This window comes from Pseudodesulfovibrio tunisiensis (genome assembly GCF_022809775.1).
Taxonomy (GTDB): domain Bacteria; phylum Desulfobacterota; class Desulfovibrionia; order Desulfovibrionales; family Desulfovibrionaceae; genus Pseudodesulfovibrio; species Pseudodesulfovibrio tunisiensis.
Window position 1 is genome coordinate 3,407,793 of the sequence record NZ_CP094380.1, and the last position, 21,353, is coordinate 3,429,145.

A 21,353-nucleotide genomic window follows, 5' to 3' on the forward strand; every position below is an offset into this window, starting at 1 on the left:
CGACCTCGTTTCAAAGGTTTTGACACGAGTACAATCGAACACCCTTAATCGGCTCACCTCCAACCGATTGTCAGTGCAGTTGCACTTCACCCTTAGCCTAGTAAACATGGCCTATTATGAAATGTTAACCAATTGGTCAATACCCGTCGCCCGAAAAAATTCCCTCATTAAATGGTAAAAAATGCTTGACTTTTGCCTTGAGGGAGGACTGGCAAGGGCTCCTGCAAATAGACCTTCACAAGCTTCTTGGGTGGCTTGTGAACATGAGCACTAATTACCCCCGGGAAAGAGGAAAATCAGAAACTTGGTTCTTGCGCATGGATCGACACCAAGTTTCTGTTCGCGAAGCGTTCGTTTGAAAAAAACCGGCTAGAAGTAGCCCAGATTCGTGAGGGTGCGCATGGCTTGTTCCTTGGCCCGGGAGCGGCCGGAACGTTCGCCCTGTCCCGGGGCGGGGAGCGTGGTGCAGGGCATGCAGCCGAGGGATCGGTAGCCTTCCGCATACAGGGAGCAGCGGGGCAGGCCGAAGCGGTCGTGAAAGGCCCAGATGTCCATTTCGGTCCAATCCAGCAGGGGATTGGCGAGCACATGGTCGGGATCGGTCCGGTTTTCCAGGAAATCGCGGTCATGGCGGTCCGGGTTTTCGTCCCGGCGGATGCCCGTGATCAGGATGCGGGTGCTCGTGTCCCGGATGGCGCGTTGCAGGGGGATGATCTTGAGGTCGCGGCAGCACGACACCTTGTCCTGTGCCAGCGGGTATTCCTTCAGGGAGATTGCGGGGCGGGCAATGTGCAGGTCCACATTCCATTCTCGTGTCAATGCGTCACGGAATTCGATGATTTCCGGGAACTTGCATCCGGTGTCCAGATTGATGGCCCGAGGCGCGCCCGAACCGAGGTGGTCCAGCACGGCCTTCCACAGGAACAGGAGCGCAGTGGAGTCCTTGCCTCCGGTCCATGCCACGCGAATGGCTTGCGGGTCGGCCTGTTTGCAGAGGGAAAGCAGCATTTCCTCGGTCTGTTGGATGCGGTTGTCCAGAGAGCATGTCGGCATGGGCGCAGTGTGGCCTGTTGCGGGGTGGTTTGGCAAGGGATGAACGCCTGTCGAAATCATTGTGCACCATGCCCTGTTTCTGTATATATGAAGCATGGAAGAACAGACTCTTGCCACGATCCGGGCGCTGATCGCCTCCCGGGACATCTGCGTGCTTGCCACCACCAACGGCGAGGAACCGCACACTTCGCTCATGGCCTATGCTGCCGAGACCGACGGGACCGTGCTGTATCTGGTGACGCGCAAGGCATCGCGCAAGTACCTGAACATTCTGACCGTGCCTCGGGTGAGCCTGCTGATCGACACCCGGGACGAACATTTGACAGAAGACCGTGCGTCCATGCTCGCCCTGAGCGTGAACGGGACGGCCGAACCGATTACCGATTCGACGGTGGCAGGCCCGTGCATGGAGCGGTTTCTGGATCGTCATCCGGACATGGAAGGATTCGTTTCCCGGGAGGATAGCGTGTTCCTGCGAATTCGGGCGGAATCGTTTCTGCTCCTGCGTGGCCCCGAGTCCGCAAGACACGTGAAACTGGAAAAAACATGAAAAAAGTTCTTGACGGGAACGGGGTCTGAGCTTAAACCCTCTTCTCGAACGCGCCCGTAGCTCAGCTGGATAGAGTGCCGGACTACGAATCCGTAGGTCAGAGGTTCGAATCCTCTCGGGCGCACCATTGGAGAACAAGGGGCTAGGTAAACAGCCTGGCCCTTTTTCTTTTACCAGAGTCCGCATGGACTTGATTTTACCATATGCGCCCGTAGCTCAGCTGGATAGAGTGCCGGACTACGAATCCGTAGGTCAGAGGTTCGAATCCTCTCGGGCGCACCACTCTCGGAAAAACAGGGACTTGAACAATTTGTTCAGGTCCCTTTTCCTTTTTGGTCTGCTGAGTCCTTTTTTCGCATTCTCTGGTAGCCGCATGTTGCCACCACCCCTGCCTTGGTGATAGTTTGTCGCATATTGTTTTTCTGTATGCATTGATTGGGCCATTTTTAGTCATTTTTGTTGGCTTTTTTGAAATGCCCATTTTTTGCCTGCAATTGCCATTGGTTCCAGCAAGGGTGTTCCCCACGTGTGTGGGGATGAACCGACCTGAAGTCCGTGAAGGCGAAGTTGGATGCCGTGTTCCCCACGTGTGTGGGGATGAACCGCACTCCGTCAAAAGTGAGCCAGTCAGGTCGGCGTGTTCCCCACGTGTGTGGGGATGAACCGACCTATTGAGTTGTTTTGTACCGAACCCAAATGTGTTCCCCACGTGTGTGGGGATGAACCGCCGCCGAGATGCAGGGACGCAGCGTAAAGGGGGGTGTTCCCCACGTGTGTGGGGATGAACCGAAACGAAAGCAGTCCTCCCATGGCTACACCCCGTGTTCCCCACGTGTGTGGGGATGAACCGAAGCATACGAAACCTAGTTTGTAAATTGAGAGGTGTTCCCCACGTGTGTGGGGATGAACCGGCTGAGGTCGAGGCGTATCGTGCTCAAATGCGGTGTTCCCCACGTGTGTGGGGATGAACCGCCGTCGGTGCCGTTATGCGCTGCGGCATGGTTGTGTTCCCCACGTGTGTGGGGATGAACCGACGCGGGGGAGTCCGTCACGCCCAGACCCGTGAGTGTTCCCCACGTGTGTGGGGATGAACCGAACACCACAGAATGAATGTCCTCGCCTCGCTCGTGTTCCCCACGTGTGTGGGGATGAACCGTATTCACATACGCACCACGCGCACGTGCACGCGTGTTCCCCACGTGTGTGGGGATGAACCGCGAGACAAGCAAAGCGATTCCGATACAGGGAAGTGTTCCCCACGTGTGTGGGGATGAACCGTCCATGGTCATGAACGGCTTGGGGTCCATGATGTGTTCCCCACGTGTGTGGGGATGAACCGATAGCTTGTCTCCATGCTTTTGAGGTCTTGGAGTGTTCCCCACGTGTGTGGGGATGAACCGGCTGACATCAAGGCGGCGCAGGAAATGGCCCGGTGTTCCCCACGTGTGTGGGGATGAACCGCAGTCCCATGCTACACCCCGTTCACGTCAACAGTGTTCCCCACGTGTGTGGGGATGAACCGTTGAAAATACTGTCTCAAGAAGCGTTTCGATAGTGTTCCCCACGTGTGTGGGGATGAACCGCAGGTCGCCGTTATCCGTGGCGTTGCTGCAATGTGTTCCCCACGTGTGTGGGGATGAACCGATCGATCACAAACACACGCTCGCGGGCAAAAGGTGTTCCCCACGTGTGTGGGGATGAACCGCGAATTGATAGGCAGTTGACCATGAGAGTAGGGTGTTCCCCACGTGTGTGGGGATGAACCGTTTTCGAGTTCAGCGTCCAGCCGCTGGGCAAAGTGTTCCCCACGTGTGTGGGGATGAACCGGACGTTTACACCTGCCCTCGGTGTGGGTGTGAGTGTTCCCCACGTGTGTGGGGATGAACCGGGCGAGTTCAACGAGGCGTACCAGGCTGCGGCGTGTTCCCCACGTGTGTGGGGATGAACCGCACGATTTTGACGCACATTTCAAAAATTGGAAGTGTTCCCCACGTGTGTGGGGATGAACCGGCAGAGTTATCCGGTTCCGCGAGCTGCAATTAGTGTTCCCCACGTGTGTGGGGATGAACCGTTGACGACCTTGTCCCCGGACTAGGCCCCGGCGGTGTTCCCCACGTGTGTGGGGATGAACCGTGTAGTTGGAGGGTTTTCAATGGCTGGATTCAGTGTTCCCCACGTGTGTGGGGATGAACCGAGGCGGGCACCGATGAGTAGCAGCGTTACTCAGTGTTCCCTACGTGTGTGGGGATGAACCGGCTGCTCCGGCTGATGCGGATTCCGCAACAACGTGTTCCCCACGTGTGTGGGGATTTTTTTTATTTTTTGTCTGAAATAATTTCTCCTGTTCGTGCGGTTGTCGCTCCGGGGCTTGTAATGATAGGCTCTGCGAATTGTTCGGGCGCGCGGGTGTGCGTGCTCGGGAAATGCCGGGCGTGTCCGGCCGTGGAGATGTTGTTTGGCCGCCATTCTTACCGTCAGCGAGCTGACCCGATCAGTCAAGAATCTGCTTGAGGCGGAATTTCCGTTCGTCTGGGTGCGGGGGCAGGTGACCAATCTGGCCCGGCCTGCGAGTGGGCATGTGTATTTCACGCTGACGGACGGGGATGCCGCCCTGAACGTGGTCTGGTTCAAATCGGCGCAGGAGTCGGTGCGGGCCGTGCCCGTGGGCGGCGAACGCATCAATCCCCTGACCGGCGAGGTCGAGGAATCGTCCGGAGAATCGGCCATGCGGGCTTCCGGGCTGGAGGACGGTCTGGACGTGCTCTGTGCCGGACGGTTGAACGTGTACGAGCCGCGCGGCCAGTATCAGATGATCGCGGAACTTGTGCAGGATCAGGGAGTGGGCGACCTGCATCTGCAGTTCGAGGCCTTGAAGCGCAAACTCGCGGCCAAAGGGTATTTCGACGAGGAACGCAAGATGGAGCTGCCGCGCAATCCTGCGCGCGTGGCCGTGATCACCTCGCCGCGTGGAGCTGCGATCCGCGATTTTCTGCGCATAGCCGAGACCCGGGGAACCGGATCGGAAATCCGAATTTACCCGTCACTGGTTCAGGGCGACCTTGCCCCGGAACAGATAGCCGCTGCCCTTGACGCGGCGGGCGATGACGACTGGGCCGAGGTTGCCGTGCTCATCCGCGGGGGCGGTTCCCTTGAGGATTTGTGGGCCTTCAACACCGAGGCTGTTGCCGACGCGATTTTCCGGGCCAGAATTCCGGTGCTGTGCGGTGTCGGACATGAACCGGACGTGTCCATTGCGGATTTCGTGGCGGACAGGCGTGCGGCCACGCCGAGCCATGCGGCGCAGGAACTCTGGCCGAGGCGCGAGACACTGGCTCAGGGCGTGGATGTGCTGGACATGCGTCTGGGACGTGCCTATGCCGCGTTGCTGCGCGGAAAACGGGCCGAATTCGCGTCCTTGCGCAAGGCCCTTGTCTGGCTTTCGCCCCAGCGGCGCGTGGAGCGGCTGGAGGAGCGGTATTCCTCGCTGCTCGGACGGCTCGGCGGAGCCGGGTGGTCGCATTTCTTTTCCAGCGCGTCCCGAGCTGCTGTCTGGACCGGACGGTTGCAGCGCGCATTCGGTCCGGAATCCGTTGCCGGGCGCGAAATCGAACTTGAAAATCTTTCCCGGCGGCTGATGCGGGCCGCCCATGACCATGTGGAGGCAAAGACGCGTGTTCTGGAACTGACCGGCGCGTCCCTGACCGGGCTGGATCCGGAAAAGCCCTTGGAACGCGGCTATTCCCTGGTGCGCGTGGAGCGGACCTCGGGATTCCTGCGCAGCCCGGACCAAGTCCTGCCCGGAGATCGGCTGGACATTCGGGTGCGGGACGGCCGGGTCGCGGCCGTGGTTGCCGATGACAATTCTGAAACCGACAGGTAGCTGTTTGATGAGACGACTCTGGATTTCCCTTTTGCTGTTTGCTGTTGTGGCTGTTTCCGCCATGCCCGCCTTTGCTCAGGATTTCGGTCTGGAAGAAGGCGATGACGTGAATCTGGCCGTGCCCAAGGCCGACCCGGAGATCGGGAAAAAGGCCGAACCCGCTGCGGCTCCGGCCCGTTCCGGCGAACTGGTTCTGGCCGCGCCCTCCCGCGTGGAGCTGGGCATGCCCTTTCTGGTGCGGCTGACCTCGGATCTGCCTCTGGACGATGTGTCCGTGCATTGGGGCGGCAAGGCCGTGCAGCCGTCCATTTCCGTCTGGAACAGCCGTCATGTGGCTCTGGTCATGCTGGGCACGGACGTGATTTCCGCCAAGCCCGGCAAGCAGGAGCTTGTGGTTACCGCAGCCATTGACGGCAAGGAGAACACCTTTCGCCGCAACGTGGTGGTGCGGGGCAAGAAATATCCGCGTCAGGACCTGACCCTGCCCGAGAAGATGGTCACTCCGCCCGAAGAGGTGCTGAAACGCATTGCCGACGAGCGCGTGGTCATTGCCGAGGCCCGGGACACCCTGACCCCGTTGCGGCATTGGGCCCTGCCTCTGGAACGTCCGGTTTCCGGCAGGATCACCAGCGCGTACGGGTTGCAGCGGTTCCTGAATGGCAAGCCCCGCAATCCGCACCGGGGCATCGACTTCCGTTCGCCCATGGGCAATCCGGTCAAGAGCGTGGCCGATGGCGAAGTCGTGCTGGTGGGCGACCACTACTATGCCGGAAAATCCGTGTATGTGGATCACGGCAACGGCGTGGTGTCCATGTACTTCCATCTTTCCAAGCCCATTGTGAAGGCGGGCGACAAGGTTCGCCGGGGGCAGGCCGTGGGCCTGTCCGGCATGACCGGTCGCGCCACCGGGCCGCATCTGCATTTTTCCTTGGCCGTGCAGGGCCGGCTCGTGGACCCGATGCCCCTGTTTCAGGCCGGAGCCGACGAACTGCTCAACTAACGAGAACGGGCGGCAATCCCGCTGCGGAGACATGTCATGGCGAACGAGACGTTTGAACACAGGCTGGAGCGGCTTCGCGAGATCGTGGAGCGGCTGGAGCGCGGCGACCTGCCTCTGGAGGAGGGGGTCGCCCTGTACAAGGAGGGGCTGGTCCTGTCCAAGGAATGCGGCAGGCAGCTTGACGCGGCCCGGCACGAGGTCCGCATCGTGAGCGAGGGACTGGTCCGCGAATTCGATGCCCTTGAAAGCCTGGGCGCGGAGGATGACGAGCAATGATCATCAAGGAGAAACTCGCGGCCCGGGCCGTGAATGTGGAAGATTTTCTCAAGGACTGCCTGCGCGGCCGCAATGTTCCGGCCCGGCTGCTGGAATCCATGGAATACAGCCTGCTTGCAGGCGGCAAGCGGCTTCGGCCCGTGCTGGCGTTGTCATGGTGCTCCCTGCTGGGCGGGGATGCGGACCGGGCCATGCCCTTTGCCGCGAGTCTGGAATGCATCCATACCTATTCCCTGATTCACGACGATCTGCCCGCCATGGATGACGATGATCTGCGGCGCGGACGTCCGTCCAATCACAAGCAGTTCGACGAGGCCACGGCCATTCTGGCCGGGGACGGGCTGCTGACCGAGGCCTTTACCCTGATGTGCGAATCCGGCCTGAAACAGGGACTGGATGCGGAGCGCGTGCTGCGCGCCGTTGGCGTGCTCGCGGTTGCCGCCGGAGCCGGGGGCATGGTCGGGGGCCAGACCGTGGACATGGAGTTCACGGGCCGGACCGATGTGCCGCTGGATGATCTGCGGGCCATGCATGCCATGAAGACCGGCGCGCTCATCACCGCGGCCTGCGAATGCGGAGCCATCCTGTCCGGCGCGGGCGAGGACGACGTGACAAACGCCCGGGAGTTCGGGCGGGCCATTGGCGTGGCCTTCCAGATCGTGGATGACGTGCTGGACATCGTGGGCGACGAAGCCACTCTGGGCAAGCCCGTTGGCAGCGACGTCGAACAGGGCAAGACCACCTATCCTTCGCTGCTCGGACTGGAACGCAGCCGGGAACTGGCGGCCGCGCACGTCAACGATGCCGTGGCGCGTCTGCACGGCTACGAGGGCGAGGAATGCGTTTTCCTGGAAGCGCTTGCACGGTACATTGTGGACAGAGCGTGTTGATTGGCCTAAGGTGTGCGCCCTATGAACAGTAATCCCTCGACCCTGCTTTCCGGAATCCGCAGACCCGGCGACGTCAAGGAGCTCTCGGCCGAGCAGCTTGACATTCTGGGCCAGGAACTGCGTGACACCATCATTGATCAGGTCGCGGAGCACGGCGGCCATCTGGCTCCGTCCCTCGGCGTGATCGAACTGACCATGGCCCTGTTTCACGCCTTTGATCTGGAACGGGACAAGCTCATTTGGGACGTGGGGCATCAGGCCTACGCGCACAAGCTGCTCACAGGTCGTCAGGCCATGTTTCATACCATGCGTCAGAAGAACGGCCTGAGCGGGTTCCCCCGTCTGGAGGAATCCCCGTACGATCACTTCGGCGTGGGCCATTCCAGCACATCCATTTCCGCCGCGCTCGGCATGGCCATGGCGCGCGATCTGGAAGGCGACGACTACGAGGTCGTTTCCGTGATCGGAGACGGTTCCATGACGGCCGGGCTGGCCTTCGAGGGATTGAATCAGGCCGGAGACATGGGCCGCAAGATGGTGGTGGTGCTCAACGACAACGAGATGTCCATCTCCAAGAACGTGGGCGCGCTTTCCCAGTTCCTGAGCCGCAAGATGACCACCCCGTTTCTCCAGCGGCTCAAGAGCGATGTGGAAAACCTGCTCGGCACCGTGCCCGGCATCGGCGATGATCTGGCCGGCTATGCCAAGCGGTCCGGGGATTCCATCAAGACGTTCTTCACCCCGGGCATGCTGTTCGAGGCGTTTCACTTCACCTATGTCGGCCCGCTGGACGGGCACAACACGGCGCAGCTCATCAAGGTCTTCAACGAAGTCAGGAAGCTGGACAAGCCCGTGCTCGTGCATGTGCTGACCAAGAAGGGCAAGGGCTACGAGCCGGCCGAGCACGATCCCGCGCATTTTCACGGCGTGGGCACCTTCATTCCGGAAACCGGACTGGCCCGCAAGCATTCGGGCGAAGGACATCCTTCGTACACGGCGATTTTCGGCCAGACATTGTGCAATATCGCGGACCGGGACGACAAGGTCGTGGCCATTACCGCTGCCATGCCCGAAGGCACGGGCACGGAATGCTTTCGCCAGAAGCATCCCGATCGGTTCGTGGATGTGGGCATCTGCGAGCAGCATGCCGTGACCTTTGCCGCAGGCTTGGCAACGCGCGGATACAAGCCTGCCGTGGCCATCTATTCCACGTTTCTGCAGCGCGCCTATGATCAGGTGATCCACGACGTGTGCCTGCAGAATCTGAACGTGAATCTCTTTCTGGATCGGGGCGGCCTTGTTGGCGCGGACGGGGCCACGCATCACGGTGCGTTCGACATGAGCTACCTGCGCCATATTCCGAATCTCGTGGTCATGGCACCCAAGGACGAGGCCGAGCTGGCCCGGATGATGGTGACCGCGTTTGCCTACGAAGGGCCGACCGCAACCCGGTACCCGCGCGGAACCGGGGTGGGGGCGCCGTTTTCCAGAACTCCGCGTCGCATTGCCATCGGCACGGGCGAACTGGTGCGCGAAGGTGCGGACGCCGTGGTCATCACGCTGGGATCACGCGTGTATCCGGCCATCGAGGCTTCCATGGAGCTGGAAAAGGCCGGTCTGAACGTGGCCGTGTTCAACACCCGGTTCATCAAGCCACTGCCCAAAAAACAGATACTGGAACTGGTCCGCGATCATGACCGCATTCTGCTGGTCGAGGAAAACGCGCTGGCCGGGGGATTCTCCTCGGCGGTGCTGGAAATGCTTTCCGACAACGATGCATTGCAGGGCAAGAGGGTGCATCGGCTCGGCATCCCCGACGAATTCATCGAGCACGGTACGCAAAAGGAACTGCGTGCCATGCTCGGCATTGACAAGGACGGCATCAAGCGGGCCCTGAAAAAGCTCTGTCCCTGACCGTTCGCCGCATTGCGGGCAGGATTTCGCCATGGCCCGAAAAAAGCCGGGACCGAAACATCATCGATGCTTCGGTCCCGGCTTTTTCCAAACCTGGTTTGGCTGGCTACACGAGGGAGAGGTCCTGCATGGCCAGATAGATTTCCCTGGATATCCACGCGTCCGTGGCAGCGTAGTTGATCTGCTGGGGCGTCAGGGTTTCCTTGGCCCAGTTCGAGCATTGGGCGGACTTGGAGATGCGGAACCCGAGCAGGTTGGCGGCCAGATTGCGCAGGCCGTGGGTCTGCATGTCCGCGTTCATGGAGATGTCGGACAGGTCCACGAAACTCCGGGGCGTGAATTGGGCGAGCCGCTTGAGGCCGAGAATGTCGTCGCGTACGGCCACGCCGGTCTTGATCACGTTTTTGTCGGCCAGGATTTCGCACAGGCCGTTTTCCAGCGGAATGATGTTGAGCTGAATCACGTACACGCATTCCGCGGTTGCGAGCTGGATGAGATTGGGAGGGCCGGGCTTCTTGCCCTTCTTGAAGACCGGGCGGGTTTCGGTGTCGAACCCGAGCAGGGGATCGCGTCGCAGTTCCTTGACTGCCTGCGCATACTGTTTTTCCGTGCGGACCACTTTCACCGGACCGTCGTAGCGCCTGAGAGGCATGGCATTGATCGCGTCCTTGGTGAATGGTCGCAGATATTTTTCTGGTATGACCGGATCGGTACTCATTGTGAATGCTTTGGTTTGTTGATTGATGGGAAACGGGCCGTGTCCCGGGCCGGAAAAGCACGTCCGTGCCTTCCGAAAAGCCGGGAAAAGCCGCGCCAGCGGCCAGCTTTAGTACACCGTTGTCCCTTTCGGGTCAAATCCACTTGCGAAACGGGCTTCCTTCGCATGGAGTTCGGCTGTTGCGCCACCAGTAGCTGCCCGAGCATCGGGAATTCGGTTCATTGTCATCTGCACGTCGAAACGTGGCATTGTTGCGGAACTGTTTCCAGGTGGCCTTTTCCACCGGAGCCACGGCAGCTTCAAGCGAACCTTCTCCGGTCTCCAGATTCGTGACCTGCAGGCCTACGGACTGCTGGATGAACCGCTGGCTCGTGCCTTTTTCCTGAAACAGTTTCCATTGGCTCAGGGCAGCTTCCGCATTGCCGAGTCGGGCAGAGGCGAGGCCGGAAAAGAGATACGCCTCCCACAGGTTCGGGTCCCGAGCCGCTGCCTGTTCCATGGTGGAAATGCACTCCGCGTATTTTCCGGTGAAATAGAACGACATGCCTGCCATGCCCAGATTCGAGGCAAAGGAGGCCGACCGGTATTTGTCTCCGGCAGCGAGCATCTCTGCATAGGCCGAGGCTGCCTGTTCGAAGTATTTCGCGGCATTTTCCTGATTGCCGCGCTGCCACGCGGGCCATGCTCGTTCGAATGCCTTGCGTCCGGAACGTACGGGATCGGCACACGCCGGGGCCGAAAGAAACGCGGCGCACAAAAGCGCGACTACGGGTATGGTGATGGATCTGCGCATGATGGAAGACTCCTTGTCGACCGGGTTACGGCATGTAGGCCCGGGCTATGCGGAAAACATCGTCGTACGGCACCTTGGCATTGATGGCCAGAGCCATTTCCAGGGCCATTTCCATTTTTCTGGCGGTTTCGGCCAATGTCTGGTCCCGAATCTGTTCAAGGTGGTTGACCAGAAAATCCGGTTCGAAGTTGTCGATGGCCAGGGACAGCCCCTCCGTGAAATAGCGGGACCGGGTGTAGGGCAGGAACCGTTCGAGGCTCTGCTTGCCCTCGCGCCGGGCATACATGGTGAAGAACAGCAGCTTGACCACCAGCCGGTCGAATTCCAGCTTGTGGTCCACGGAGAGCAGGGTGTTCAGATCAACGCCCCGGGGCCGGATCGCGTCGAACATGGCCGTGGCCATGTCGAAAGCGCGTTCCTCGCTCAATGGCGGGTGCGGAAACTTGGAGTCCATGCGCACCAGCGTGATGCGCGGGTTTTCGCCCGAGGCAATGGCGTAGAGCACCACGCGCATCAGATCGATCTTGCGGTGGTACTGGCCGAGCAGGGTTTCCCGCTTGGCCCGGGCCAGTCTGCGGATCAGGCCGCGTTCCATGCCGGAGAACGCGGTGTCGAGCAGATGGCGGATGTAGGGTTCCCCGATGGTGGCCATTTCCTCATCGATCACGGCTCGCCCCTTTCTGGTATCCATGAGCTTTTTCACGGACAGCCAGTAGGCTGCCAGCCCTTCGAAGGGCATTTCCAGAATGTCGAGGTCCTGCGGTTTTGCCATGACGCGCGCGTCCCGGGGTTGACGTGATGCGGAAAAGGGTACAGCCTGTGCCCTCGGAGACTCTGTCGGAGTGAAGCAGTGTATCCGAATTTCCTGAAAAAACAAAGCCGCGCAAAGGGAGTCCATGCTCATATACCCGCAATTCGACCCCGTGATCTTCGAGGTTGGGCCGTTGCAGGTCCGCTGGTACGGCATGATGTATGTTTTCGGGGTGCTGGCCGGATGGCTGCTCGGCCGCTGGCGTGCGTCCCGGCCCGGAAGCGGATGGACAAAGGCCGAGGTGGACGACTTCGTGACCTGGTCCATCATCGGCATTGTGGCGGGCGGTCGGCTCGGCTACGTATTCTTCTACAACGCGGCCTTCTACCTTTCGCATCCCCTCAAGATATTCGCGGTGTGGGAGGGCGGCATGTCCTTTCACGGCGGTCTGCTCGGCGTGATCGCGGCCATCTGGCTGTTTGCGCGCTCCACGAACAAGCCCCTGCTTGCCGTGGGCGATTTCGTGGCCCCGCTGGTGCCGCCGGGCCTGTTCTTCGGCAGGCTGGGCAATTTCATCAATGCGGAACTGTGGGGCCGGGCAACCGATCTGCCCGTGGGCATGATCTTTCCCGGCGGCGGCCCGGTGTACCGTCATCCCTCCCAGCTCTACGAAGCCGCGCTTGAAGGCGTGGCCCTGTTCTGCATCCTGTGGTGGTATTCATCCAGACCGCGTCCGCGCGGCGCTGTGGGCGGCCTGTTTCTGACCGGCTACGGCGTGTTCCGCTTCATTGTGGAATTCGCCCGCGAACCGGACGCGCACCTTGGATTCGTGGCCCTGCACTGGATGTCAATGGGCCAGATTCTGTGCCTGCCCATGATCGCCCTCGGCCTGTTCTTCATGCTGCGCGGACGGAGGCAGGCTCGCGGGTAGCCGCCAGAGCACCCTGTCCACCCGGATTTCGAACAATTTGTCCCAGAGCTTGCCCGTGACGAACAGACGCCCCTGTTCGCTGTCGTAGGCTATGCCGTTGGCCACCCCGGCGTCCGGGGAAACGCGCTTGCGCAGCGGAGACAGGTCGATCCAGACCTCGACCTTGCCGGATTTCGGATTCACCACGGCAATGCGGTCCTTTTTCCAGACATTGCAGAGTACCTTTCCACCCACGTATTCCAGTTCGTTGAGTTGGCGCACGGGCCTGTGCCCGTCGCGGACCACCACGCTGCGCACTTCCGTGAAGTCGCGCGGATCATGAAAGAACAGTCTGGCCGATCCCGAACTCATGATGAATTCGGTGCCGTCAAAGGTCAGGCCCCACCCTTCCTTGTCCCGGTCCGGTGCCCGGTAGGCGAATCCGGCGAGATATTCGAGAGTGGCCCGGTCGTACACTGCGCCGTCCCCGGAAAGCCATGTCACCATGTACAGCTTGTCCCGGTACGGGGCTATGCCCTCGGCGAACCAGTGTGCGTCGATGTCGGCCCGGCGCACCTGTCTTCCGGTTTCAATGTCCACGGCCGCGACATGGGATTCGCCGTAGCCGCCCGAGGATTCGTAGAGCAGCCCATCCGCAAGAAACAGCCCCTGGGTGAACGCGGCGGGATCGTGCGGATGTTCGGCCACGATTTCGCATGCAACGACTGGCGTTCCGGCAAGAGCCGGAACCCGGACGAACAGCACGGACAATACCGCGGCGAGAAGGCAAAGCACTTTGGTCATGATGAGTACCCGGGAAGAGGAAACTGGAACAGGGGGCGGCTTCTGGGGAAAGCCGCCCCCTGCCTCTGGGGGAAGTTTGCAGGAAACCGGACGCTGGTCAAGGGGAGTGCGTTCGGTTCCGTGCTCCTATACGCCTTTCGGCGATATTGTCTTCGCCTTGATGGCCTGAAGGCCGCCAAGGGAAAATTCGTAGATCAGCTCCGCCACTTCCTCGGCATTTTCCGGCATGGGGGCGCGTCTGGGCTTGAGTCGGGCCACAAAGGGCGAGGTCATGAGGTAGTCCAGCAGCAGGGACCACACCTTGGAGCTGCAGAAAAACACGTATTCGTCCGGCGCGTCCGGTCCGAGCACCCCGCGCATGATGGCGCGAAGCTCGTCGACCCGGGGCTGGACCTGCTGCCTGACGATGAAGTCGAGCTGGTCGCTCGGCTTGGCCACCTCGTTCAGGAAGATGGACCAGCGATGTGCGCTGAAACCGTGATTCCTCGTGTAGATGTCCAGAATCAGCGCTCGTATGAACGCCTTGAGCCGCTCCTGCGGCGGCATGGACTCCCCGGTCAGGTCCGGAACCACGTCCTGCTCGAAAAAGACCTTTCTGAGCACGGCTTCATAGAGCGGCCCCTTGCCCCCAAAATGGTAGTTCACCGCAGCCACGTTGGCATTTGCGCGTGCGCAGATTTCGCGCACGGTGGCGGCGTGATACCCCTTTTCCGCGAACACGCTCACGGCGTTGTCCAGCAGGGCTTCCTTGGTTGATTGGTCGTTTTCGCTACTCATTTCGTGTTTCCATGGATTCAAACATGCGTTTGAAATCCGTGTTTAAAGTCATTATTCCACTGTGGCGCTTTTTGTCAAGCTTTGTCGATATCGGAAAGTTGCCAAGAGGCGCGGGCCGGGATACAGAAGTCGGGCCGGACAAACCGGAGGTATTTCCATGAAAGTCATTCTTGCTGAAACGGCCGGTTTCTGCATGGGCGTGGCGCTTGCCCTGCGCAAACTGGACAATCTCATTGCCGAGGCCGGGAATCGGCCCATATACACCCTCGGCCCCATCATTCACAACCCGCAGGTGCTGGAGCATTATGCGCGCCGCGGCGTGACCACGGCAAAGGAGCCCGAGGTCATTCCCAATGGCTCTCTGGCCGTGATCCGGGCGCACGGCATTACCCGCGATGTGGAAGAGACCCTGCGCTCCCGCGACGTGCTGGTCAAGGACGCCACCTGTCCCCGGGTCAAGAAGGCCCAGCTTCTCATAGAACGTCATACTGCGGACGGCGCGCATCTGCTGCTCTACGGCGAGGCCGATCACCCCGAGGTCAAGGGACTGGTCAGCTATGCCGGCAGCGGATTCACCGTGTTCGATGATCCGGCCGAGCTGGACATGGACGAAATCCGTTCGGACCGAAAATACGTGCTTGCGGCCCAGACCACGCAGGATCGGCATGTCTTCGAGGAACTGGCCGAAAAGCTGGACAACACCCCGGACGCGGATGTGACCATACTGCGCACGATTTGCGACGCGACCCGTCTTCGTCAGCGCGAGGCGCGGGATCTGGCCTCCAATGTGGGATGCATGGTCGTGGTTGGCGGCAGAAACAGCGGCAACACCCGCAGGCTGGTTCAGGTCGCTGCGGAGCAGGGTGCCATGTGCCGTCACGTGGAAGTCTGGGATGAGATCGATCCCGAGGATTTCCGCAATTGTTCCGAGGTGGGCGTCACCGCAGGCGCATCCACGCCCAAGTCGTCCATTGATGCAGTGGTGCAGGGCCTGAAGGCGTTGTAGGCAGCACGTTTTGTCTGCTGAAAAAATCCGGGGCCGGAAATCCAGGCACGAAGGATTTCCGGCCCCTACGCTGACATCCGCCGTCTGCTTTTTCCGCCCGGCCCGGTCCCGATTTCACAGTGGAGGGCTGCATGTCGGCCCGGATATCGGGCCAGCCGGCCGGATGCCTGCTGGATGGGGGTGGTCGATACGCGTTTGCACGCTTCTCGGCTGATTTCACCATACCGGCATTCAGGCGCTCAGGTATTATAATAACCCCGTTCTAACATCCCCACGCGTTTTCCCTTGCCCGGCAGGGACTGTCCCTGTATGAGGCGAAGGCCGGTGCCTGATCCCGGGCAAATTCCCGAGGGTTGCGTCCCTTGTCTTCCGGTCGTATCTACGGGGACAGTGCAGGCGGATACTTTCCTGTCAGGAGTAGAAACATGGACATCAACAAAGCCATTGCCGAATTGAAGAAGGAGCCCGGGTTCGCCGAGAACGTGGGCATGATGCTGGTACACAACGGTGTCGTGCGCGCCTGGTCTCGCAAGGATCACAGCGAAGTCACGGCCATTGAAATCACGTCGGATCTGGAAAGGATCGAATCCATCCGTCAGGAAATCGAGGCCCGTCCCGGCATTTTTCGCGCCGTGGCTCAGGCCAATTCCGGTCGCATGAAACCGGGCGACGACGTGCTGCTGCTCGTTGTTGCCGGAGACATCCGGGAAAACGTCAAGCCTGCGCTTGCGGATTTTCTGGATCGGGTCAAGTCCGAGGCCGTGAGCAAGCGCGAGATATTCGCGTAGCTGTTTTTCGTCCTGCCCGCGCTTGCGGGCGGACGCAATTCCCATCCGCCGCATCACTACAGGATTGCCGGGAGGCGAATCCATGCACAAGACACTTACCGACACGCACGGCCGCATGGTCTCGTACATGCGCATCAGCGTGACCGACCGCTGCAATCTCCGCTGCAAATATTGCGCAGGGGAGGCTCTGGACTTCATTCCCCACCCCAGGATTCTTCGCTACGAGGAGATCATGGACCTGATCGGCCTCGGCCATTCCATGGGCGTGGACAAGATTCGGTTCACCGGGGGCGAACCCTTTGTGCGCAAGGGATTCGCCGACTTCATGGTGGCGGCGGCTGGCCGTTTCCCGAACATGGAAATGTGCGTCACCACCAATGCCACGCTGATCCGCGACTGGGTCGAACCGCTTTCCAACGCGGGCATTCATCGCATCAACATTTCCCTGGATACCCTGAGTCCGGAAAAATACGAGGCCATCACGGGCAGGGACATGTTCTCCACGGTCATGGAGAACATCCTGCGTTGCGTGGACGCGGGCATGACCGTCAAGGTCAATGCCGTGGCCATGCACGGGACCAATGACGACGAACTGCCGGGCTTTCTGGATTTTGCGGCGTCCAACGCACTGGACTTCCGGCTGATCGAATTCATGCCCGTGGGCAGCGAACCGGGCTGGTCGGATCAGGCGGTGTGGAAGGCCTCGGAAATTCTGGAACAGGCCCAATCCCTTGTCGACCTGACTCCTTCCGAGGACAACGGCATCCGCGTCAAGGGCCCGGCCCGCATGTATGACATCAGGGATGGCAAGGGGCGGTTCGGCATCATTTCCCCGTACACCGACCATTTCTGCGGCACCTGCAACCGGCTTCGCATCACGTCGGACGGCAAGCTGCGCACCTGCCTGTTTTCGGACAAGACCTTCCGGCTTCGCCCGGCCCTGCGCCATCCGGCTCTGGGCCTGAAATTCGTGGAACGCATCATTCGTCGTGCCGGACGCAAGAAGCCCATCGGGCATGAACTGCTGGAACGCATGCCCTCGGGCCAGTCCGTGTGCAGCACGCGAATGGCCTCCATCGGCGGCTGATCCCCTTCCTTTCCCTTTTCTCTCTTTCCGGTGCACGGGCGGACCGCAAGGTCCGGCCCGTGCACCATGCTTGATAATTTCCCTGTTTCCCTTCCCAAAACTGCGTGAAATTCGTATTCATTAGAAAAAGGTTTTCACGTTTCGGCCGCAATGGGGCGGTCTTCGGACTCTCAAGGATGTCTCGTGGCAGCACTGTTCGGGAACATGCGTATACGCTATCGACTCGCGCTCGGGTACTGTCTCGTCTTTCTGCTTGTCTTTTCCGTTGCCGGCTGGTGGATGTTTTCCGAAGTCGGGAATATCGTGGAGAGCGGCATTGAAATGCAGCTCGATACCACCACGGACGCCATTGCCGACATGGTGGAGACGGCAGCGGACGTTTCCGTGCGCAATCGACTTCGCGCCATTGCGGAAAAGAATCTGGACATTCTGGAATCCCTGGCCGCCCGGGCGCGCGCCGGGGAAATGACCGAAGCCGAAGCCCGAAGTCTGGCCCGATCCATCCTGCTTTCCCAGAACGTGGGCCATACCGGCTACATCTACTGCCTGACGAGCAGGGGCGTGCTGGCCGTGCATCCGGTTGCGGCCATGGAGGGGCGCGACATTTCCCGGGAATGGCTCATTCGCGAACAGATCGGCCGGTTGCGCGGATTTCTTGCCTATCAGTGGCGCAACGATCAGGAAACCATGACGCGGGACAAGGTCCTGTACATGGACTATTTCGAGCCGTGGGACTGGATCGTGTCAGTGTCCTCGTACCGCGCGGAATTCGCTTCCCTGGTGCAGGTGGATGATTTCCGCGCCGCGATCGAGGACCGGAAGCTTGGCGAGAACGGGTATGTCTTCGTGCTCAACTCCCGGGGCGAAGTCATACTGCATCCCTGGATTGCCGAAGGCATCCCTGATTCGGGAACCATTGCGGGACGGCCTCTGGTCAAGGAAATGCTTGCGCTGGGCCGCGGTACGCTTCGCTATGAACTGGTCGATCCGGGACGTGGAGAAGCCCGGGAAAAGGTGGTCCGCTTCACCTCGATCCCGAATCTGGAATGGATCGTTGGGGCGAGCGGCTATCTGGATGAGGTCTACGCCCCGCTGCTCCGGTTCAAGTGCCTGTTCTGGGGCGCAGCCGGAATGACCCTGCTTCTGATCATTCCGCTCAGCTTCCTTCTTGCCTCGGATATCACCCGGCCGCTTTCCCGTCTGACTCGCAGGATGGAGCAGGCCGAAGCCGGAGATTTTCAGGCTCGTCTGGAGTGCGATGCCAAAGGCGAAATCGGCGAGCTTGCCCGGCGTTTCAACGGATTCATGGATGCGTTGCAGGCTTCGCGGGAAAAGCTTCGGCTGGAGATCGAAATCCGCAGAAGTGCGGAACAGCAGCTTCGATTGTACGGGCAGGCCTTTGAGAGCGCACTGGAGGGCATCTGCATCACGGATGTGCATGGCAATATCGTGGAGATCAATCCGGCTTTCACGACCATCACGGGATATTCCGCCGAGGAGGTCATGGGCAGAAATCCCCGCCTGCTCAAGTCCGACCGTCATGATGCGGACTTCTACAAGGAGATGTGGCACTCCCTGAACACGAAGGGGCGCTGGGTGGCGGAAATCTGGAATCGTCGCAAGGATGGGGAGTCCTATCCGGAACTGCTCAGCATCAGCGCCATCCGGGGCGAGAACGGCGACCCCACGCACTACATCGCCGTGTTTCACGACATCACGGACATGAAGATCAAGGAGGAGCAGATCGAGCATCAGGCCTACCATGACGCCCTGACCGGTCTGCCCAACCGCATTCTGCTCAATGACCGCCTTTCCGTGGCCATTTCCCATGCCAGACGCGATCCCATGCGAGTGGCCGTGTATTTCATCGATCTGGACAACTTCAAGACCATCAACGACAGCCTCGGGCATGCACTGGGTGACGAACTGCTGCAGGGAGTGGCCCTGCGGCTGTCGGAGCAGTTCCGCAGTCAGGACACCGTGGCCCGACTGGGCGGCGACGAATTCGTGGTCATGATCGAGGATGTGGCGGACGACAGGCATGTGGTGAATGCTGCTGAGCGCATTCTCGAAGCGTTGCGCGAGCCTTTCCTGATCCGGGAAAACGAATTGTTTGTCACGGCCAGCGTAGGCATCACGGTCTTTCCCGACGATGGAGAGGAGCCGGGCACCCTGATCCGCAACGCGGACATGGCCATGTATCAGGCCAAGGCGCGCGGCAGAAACGATTATTTCGTGTTCAAGGCCGAAATGAATGATCGTGTCTCGGATCGGTTGGCCCGGGAGAGTGCATTGCGTCGGGCCGTGAATGAGCGGGAGTTCACCGTGTTCTTTCAGCCCAAGGTGGACATCTGTTCCATGGAGGTCTGCGGCATGGAAGCCCTGGTCCGCTGGGAGCGAAAGGACGGAACTCTGGTCAGTCCCGGCGAATTCATTCCGCTGGCCGAGGAGACCGGGCTCATGATTCCGCTCGGGGAAATCGTGCTTGATGCGTCCTGCAAGGCCATGCAGGTCTTCGACGGCATGGGGTGTTCCGGTCTCAAGGTCTCCGTCAATCTGTCACCGGTGCAGTTCCGGCAGGACGATCTGGTGGAAACCATCGTGGCCAATCTGGAGCGCAACGGCCTGCCGCCGTCCCGGCTGGAAGTGGAGATCACGGAATCCACGCTCATGACCGACGTGGCTTCGTCGACCGACAAGCTCAACCGTCTGGTGGAGCACGGCATCTCCGTGTCCATCGACGACTTCGGCACCGGATATTCCTCCCTGTACTATCTCAAGGCCTTTCCCATCAGTGTGCTCAAGATCGACCGCTCGTTCATCCACGACGTGGCCGTTGATCCGAACGATGCGCAGATTGTCCGCACCATCATTCTCATGGCCGGGAATCTGGGGCTCGACGTTGTGGCGGAAGGAGTGGAAAACGAGGAACAGCTTGCGCTGTTGCAGGGATTCGGATGCGGTCTGGTGCAGGGATACCATTTCAGCCGCCCCTTGCCGCTGGAAGGCATGATCGAGTACCTGCGTTCCGAGGATGGCAGGCTGGAGGCGTGTCTGGAAAAAGGGGATGCCGGGAAGGATGCCGACGATCAGTAGTCGTCCAGCGGGTTGTTCCTTCGGCGGTTCTGTTTCTTGCGGGCCAGCCGTTTCTTGGATTCCAGCCTGCGGCGCACCGAGCCCAGAGTGGGCAGGGTTTCCTTGCGAGGGGTAACGGGCTTGAGCGCCCAGCGAAGCAGTTCCACGAATCGTTCCAGCGCGGACTCCCGGTTGGATTTCTGACTGCGGAATTTCTGGGACGTGACGCTCAGCACGCCGCGCGAGTCGATTTTTCGGCGCAGCTTGCCCCGGACTGCGACCTTCTGGAGCTGGGTCAGGGATTGGGTGCGGTCCACATTGAACCGGACCGTGACGCGCGTATCCGTGGTGTTCACGTGCTGACCACCGGGCCCGGAGCTTCGGGATGTGGTAAAGGTCAGTTCCTTCACGGGGATGGATACCCGTTCGGTTATCTGGAGGATTTCATTGGATCGGCTCATGGCCGCACCATGACACGCGTTCCGGCCATCCGCAAGGACCGGTTTTTCCGCGTTGACACGCGGACCGCTTCCGATACAATCCCGCAGATTGAAACCATGAACCTGACAATCGAGGAAACCATAATGTCCGAAATGTGCCCGTGCGGCTCCGGCAAATCCCTTGCCGAATGCTGCGGACCGTATCTGAATCAGGAGGCTCAGGCCCCCACTGCCGAGGCGCTCATGCGCGCCCGCTATTCCGCCTACGTGACCAGACAGCTTGACTATCTCAGGCATTCCCTTGCCCCCGAGCTTCAGGAAAGCCATGACGAGGACGCGGTGCGTGAATGGGCCGACTCCGCCAAATGGCTCGGCCTGCAGATTCTGGACACCATTGGCGGTTCGGCCGCCGAGGATCAGGGCGTGGTCGAATTTGCCGCGTCCTACGAGCAGGATGGCGCCGCCATGATTCATCGCGAACGTTCCCGTTTTCGGCGTGATGAGGGTATCTGGTACTACGTGGACGGCGAAGCCATTGCCGGTCCGCCGGTTCGTCGCGAAACGCCCAAGATCGGCCGCAACGAGCCCTGCCCGTGCGGTTCCGGCAGGAAGTACAAGAAGTGTTGCGGCAGATAGGCTGT

19 protein-coding genes, 2 tRNA genes and 1 CRISPR repeat array are annotated in these 21,353 nt (G+C 60.4%); of the genes, 14 read left to right on the plus strand and 7 right to left on the minus strand.

Features of this window, described 5'->3' with window-relative positions; translation table 11 throughout:
* Window positions 1–369 precede the first annotated feature (369 nt).
* On the minus strand, window positions 370–1,089 hold the full coding sequence (locus MPN23_RS16175) for a phosphoadenosine phosphosulfate reductase family protein (protein ID WP_341540082.1): 720 nt from the start codon (window positions 1,087–1,089) through the stop codon (window positions 370–372).
* 58 nt (window positions 1,090–1,147) lie between these two features.
* On the opposite strand from MPN23_RS16175, the gene MPN23_RS16180 reads away from it, so the two are divergent.
* The 8 genes from MPN23_RS16180 to dxs all read left to right on the plus strand — a co-directional run bounded on the left by MPN23_RS16180 (window position 1,148) and on the right by dxs (window position 9,563).
* Window positions 1,148–1,603: a pyridoxamine 5'-phosphate oxidase family protein gene (locus MPN23_RS16180; RefSeq protein ID WP_243545272.1), complete on the plus strand. Its 456-nt coding sequence runs from the start codon at window positions 1,148–1,150 to the stop codon at window positions 1,601–1,603.
* A 50-nt stretch (window positions 1,604–1,653) separates the two neighbouring features.
* A tRNA-Arg gene (locus MPN23_RS16185) sits at window positions 1,654–1,730 on the plus strand.
* 78 nt (window positions 1,731–1,808) lie between these two features.
* A tRNA-Arg gene (locus tag MPN23_RS16190) sits at window positions 1,809–1,885 on the plus strand.
* A 233-nt stretch (window positions 1,886–2,118) separates the two neighbouring features.
* Window positions 2,119–3,858: a CRISPR direct-repeat array (repeat unit 29 nt; unit sequence GTGTTCCCCACGTGTGTGGGGATGAACCG).
* A gap of 200 nt (window positions 3,859–4,058) precedes the next feature.
* On the plus strand, window positions 4,059–5,483 hold the full coding sequence (gene xseA / locus MPN23_RS16195; protein WP_243545273.1) for an exodeoxyribonuclease VII large subunit: 1,425 nt from the start codon (window positions 4,059–4,061) through the stop codon (window positions 5,481–5,483).
* Window positions 5,484–5,490: 7 nt separating this feature from the next.
* Entirely contained in the window at window positions 5,491–6,483 is a 993-nt protein-coding gene (locus tag MPN23_RS16200; protein WP_243545274.1) for a M23 family metallopeptidase, read from the plus strand.
* A 36-nt stretch (window positions 6,484–6,519) separates the two neighbouring features.
* Window positions 6,520–6,759 (plus strand): exodeoxyribonuclease VII small subunit, encoded by a 240-nt coding sequence (gene xseB / locus MPN23_RS16205; RefSeq protein ID WP_243545275.1) that lies wholly within the window; start codon window positions 6,520–6,522, stop codon window positions 6,757–6,759.
* Entirely contained in the window at window positions 6,756–7,649 is an 894-nt protein-coding gene (locus MPN23_RS16210; RefSeq protein WP_243545276.1) for a polyprenyl synthetase family protein, read from the plus strand. Before xseB ends, MPN23_RS16210 begins: the two co-directional genes overlap by 4 nt.
* Before the next feature lie 21 nt (window positions 7,650–7,670).
* Entirely contained in the window at window positions 7,671–9,563 is a 1,893-nt protein-coding gene (gene dxs / locus MPN23_RS16215) for a 1-deoxy-D-xylulose-5-phosphate synthase (RefSeq protein WP_243545277.1), read from the plus strand.
* A gap of 106 nt (window positions 9,564–9,669) precedes the next feature.
* On the opposite strand, the gene MPN23_RS16220 is transcribed toward dxs, so the two are convergent.
* From MPN23_RS16220 to MPN23_RS16230, 3 genes are all read right to left on the minus strand, one after another.
* Complete coding sequence (locus tag MPN23_RS16220) at window positions 9,670–10,281, minus strand: 3'-5' exonuclease (RefSeq protein WP_243545278.1); 612 nt, start codon at window positions 10,279–10,281, stop codon at window positions 9,670–9,672.
* A 133-nt stretch (window positions 10,282–10,414) separates the two neighbouring features.
* Window positions 10,415–11,074 carry a tetratricopeptide repeat protein gene (locus tag MPN23_RS16225; RefSeq protein ID WP_243545279.1) on the minus strand — a complete coding sequence of 220 codons (660 nt, stop codon included), beginning with the start codon at window positions 11,072–11,074 and terminating at the stop codon, window positions 10,415–10,417.
* Between the two features lie 25 nt (window positions 11,075–11,099).
* Window positions 11,100–11,846 (minus strand): hypothetical protein, encoded by a 747-nt coding sequence (locus tag MPN23_RS16230; protein WP_243545280.1) that lies wholly within the window; start codon window positions 11,844–11,846, stop codon window positions 11,100–11,102.
* A gap of 124 nt (window positions 11,847–11,970) precedes the next feature.
* Between MPN23_RS16230 and lgt the strand changes: the two genes are divergently transcribed.
* Complete coding sequence (gene lgt, locus MPN23_RS16235) at window positions 11,971–12,756, plus strand: prolipoprotein diacylglyceryl transferase (RefSeq protein WP_243545281.1); 786 nt, start codon at window positions 11,971–11,973, stop codon at window positions 12,754–12,756.
* Here the strand turns inward: lgt and MPN23_RS16240 are convergent.
* The gene (locus MPN23_RS16240) at window positions 12,673–13,539 is read right to left on the minus strand and encodes a glutaminyl-peptide cyclotransferase (protein WP_243545282.1); all 867 of its coding nucleotides are present in this window, start codon (window positions 13,537–13,539) and stop codon (window positions 12,673–12,675) included. The two genes, lgt and MPN23_RS16240, sit on opposite strands and share 84 nt — an antisense overlap.
* Window positions 13,540–13,665: 126 nt before the next feature.
* Complete coding sequence (locus MPN23_RS16245; RefSeq protein ID WP_243545283.1) at window positions 13,666–14,316, minus strand: TetR/AcrR family transcriptional regulator; 651 nt, start codon at window positions 14,314–14,316, stop codon at window positions 13,666–13,668.
* 157 nt (window positions 14,317–14,473) lie between these two features.
* On the opposite strand from MPN23_RS16245, the gene ispH reads away from it, so the two are divergent.
* The 4 genes from ispH to MPN23_RS16265 all read left to right on the plus strand — a co-directional run bounded on the left by ispH (window position 14,474) and on the right by MPN23_RS16265 (window position 20,293).
* Window positions 14,474–15,322 (plus strand): 4-hydroxy-3-methylbut-2-enyl diphosphate reductase, encoded by an 849-nt coding sequence (gene ispH / locus MPN23_RS16250; RefSeq protein WP_243545284.1) that lies wholly within the window; start codon window positions 14,474–14,476, stop codon window positions 15,320–15,322.
* A 425-nt stretch (window positions 15,323–15,747) separates the two neighbouring features.
* The gene (locus MPN23_RS16255; protein WP_243545285.1) at window positions 15,748–16,110 is read left to right on the plus strand and encodes a molybdenum cofactor biosynthesis protein MoaE; all 363 of its coding nucleotides are present in this window, start codon (window positions 15,748–15,750) and stop codon (window positions 16,108–16,110) included.
* Window positions 16,111–16,192: 82 nt separating this feature from the next.
* Window positions 16,193–17,197 carry a GTP 3',8-cyclase MoaA gene (gene moaA / locus MPN23_RS16260; RefSeq protein ID WP_243545286.1) on the plus strand — a complete coding sequence of 335 codons (1,005 nt, stop codon included), beginning with the start codon at window positions 16,193–16,195 and terminating at the stop codon, window positions 17,195–17,197.
* Between the two features lie 183 nt (window positions 17,198–17,380).
* Complete coding sequence (locus tag MPN23_RS16265; protein ID WP_243545287.1) at window positions 17,381–20,293, plus strand: bifunctional diguanylate cyclase/phosphodiesterase; 2,913 nt, start codon at window positions 17,381–17,383, stop codon at window positions 20,291–20,293.
* Here MPN23_RS16265 and arfB read toward each other — a convergent pair.
* Complete coding sequence (gene arfB / locus MPN23_RS16270; protein WP_243545288.1) at window positions 20,287–20,733, minus strand: alternative ribosome rescue aminoacyl-tRNA hydrolase ArfB; 447 nt, start codon at window positions 20,731–20,733, stop codon at window positions 20,287–20,289. The two genes, MPN23_RS16265 and arfB, sit on opposite strands and share 7 nt — an antisense overlap.
* A 96-nt stretch (window positions 20,734–20,829) precedes the next feature.
* On the opposite strand from arfB, the gene MPN23_RS16275 reads away from it, so the two are divergent.
* Complete coding sequence (locus MPN23_RS16275; RefSeq protein WP_243545289.1) at window positions 20,830–21,348, plus strand: YchJ family protein; 519 nt, start codon at window positions 20,830–20,832, stop codon at window positions 21,346–21,348.
* The last annotated feature ends 5 nt before the right edge of the window (window positions 21,349–21,353 follow it).

Excerpts from the sequence above, each read along its gene's own strand:
- MPN23_RS16255 (WP_243545285.1), top strand. The coding sequence starts at position 15,748 with ATGGACATCAACAAAGCCATTGCCGAATTGAAGAAGGAGCCCGGGTTC.
- lgt (WP_243545281.1), top strand. The coding sequence starts at position 11,971 with ATGCTCATATACCCGCAATTCGACCCCGTGATCTTCGAGGTTGGGCCG.
- xseB (WP_243545275.1), top strand. The coding sequence starts at position 6,520 with ATGGCGAACGAGACGTTTGAACACAGGCTGGAGCGGCTTCGCGAGATC.
- MPN23_RS16210 (WP_243545276.1), top strand. The coding sequence starts at position 6,756 with ATGATCATCAAGGAGAAACTCGCGGCCCGGGCCGTGAATGTGGAAGAT.
- MPN23_RS16200 (WP_243545274.1), top strand. The coding sequence starts at position 5,491 with ATGAGACGACTCTGGATTTCCCTTTTGCTGTTTGCTGTTGTGGCTGTT.
- MPN23_RS16180 (WP_243545272.1), top strand. The coding sequence starts at position 1,148 with ATGGAAGAACAGACTCTTGCCACGATCCGGGCGCTGATCGCCTCCCGG.
- MPN23_RS16240 (WP_243545282.1), bottom strand. The coding sequence starts at position 13,539 with ATGACCAAAGTGCTTTGCCTTCTCGCCGCGGTATTGTCCGTGCTGTTC.
- MPN23_RS16275 (WP_243545289.1), top strand. The coding sequence starts at position 20,830 with ATGAACCTGACAATCGAGGAAACCATAATGTCCGAAATGTGCCCGTGC.
- MPN23_RS16245 (WP_243545283.1), bottom strand. The coding sequence starts at position 14,316 with ATGAGTAGCGAAAACGACCAATCAACCAAGGAAGCCCTGCTGGACAAC.
- dxs (WP_243545277.1), top strand. The coding sequence starts at position 7,671 with ATGAACAGTAATCCCTCGACCCTGCTTTCCGGAATCCGCAGACCCGGC.
- MPN23_RS16230 (WP_243545280.1), bottom strand. The coding sequence starts at position 11,846 with ATGGCAAAACCGCAGGACCTCGACATTCTGGAAATGCCCTTCGAAGGG.
- MPN23_RS16225 (WP_243545279.1), bottom strand. The coding sequence starts at position 11,074 with ATGCGCAGATCCATCACCATACCCGTAGTCGCGCTTTTGTGCGCCGCG.
- ispH (WP_243545284.1), top strand. The coding sequence starts at position 14,474 with ATGAAAGTCATTCTTGCTGAAACGGCCGGTTTCTGCATGGGCGTGGCG.
- moaA (WP_243545286.1), top strand. The coding sequence starts at position 16,193 with ATGCACAAGACACTTACCGACACGCACGGCCGCATGGTCTCGTACATG.
- arfB (WP_243545288.1), bottom strand. The coding sequence starts at position 20,733 with ATGAGCCGATCCAATGAAATCCTCCAGATAACCGAACGGGTATCCATC.
- MPN23_RS16220 (WP_243545278.1), bottom strand. The coding sequence starts at position 10,281 with ATGAGTACCGATCCGGTCATACCAGAAAAATATCTGCGACCATTCACC.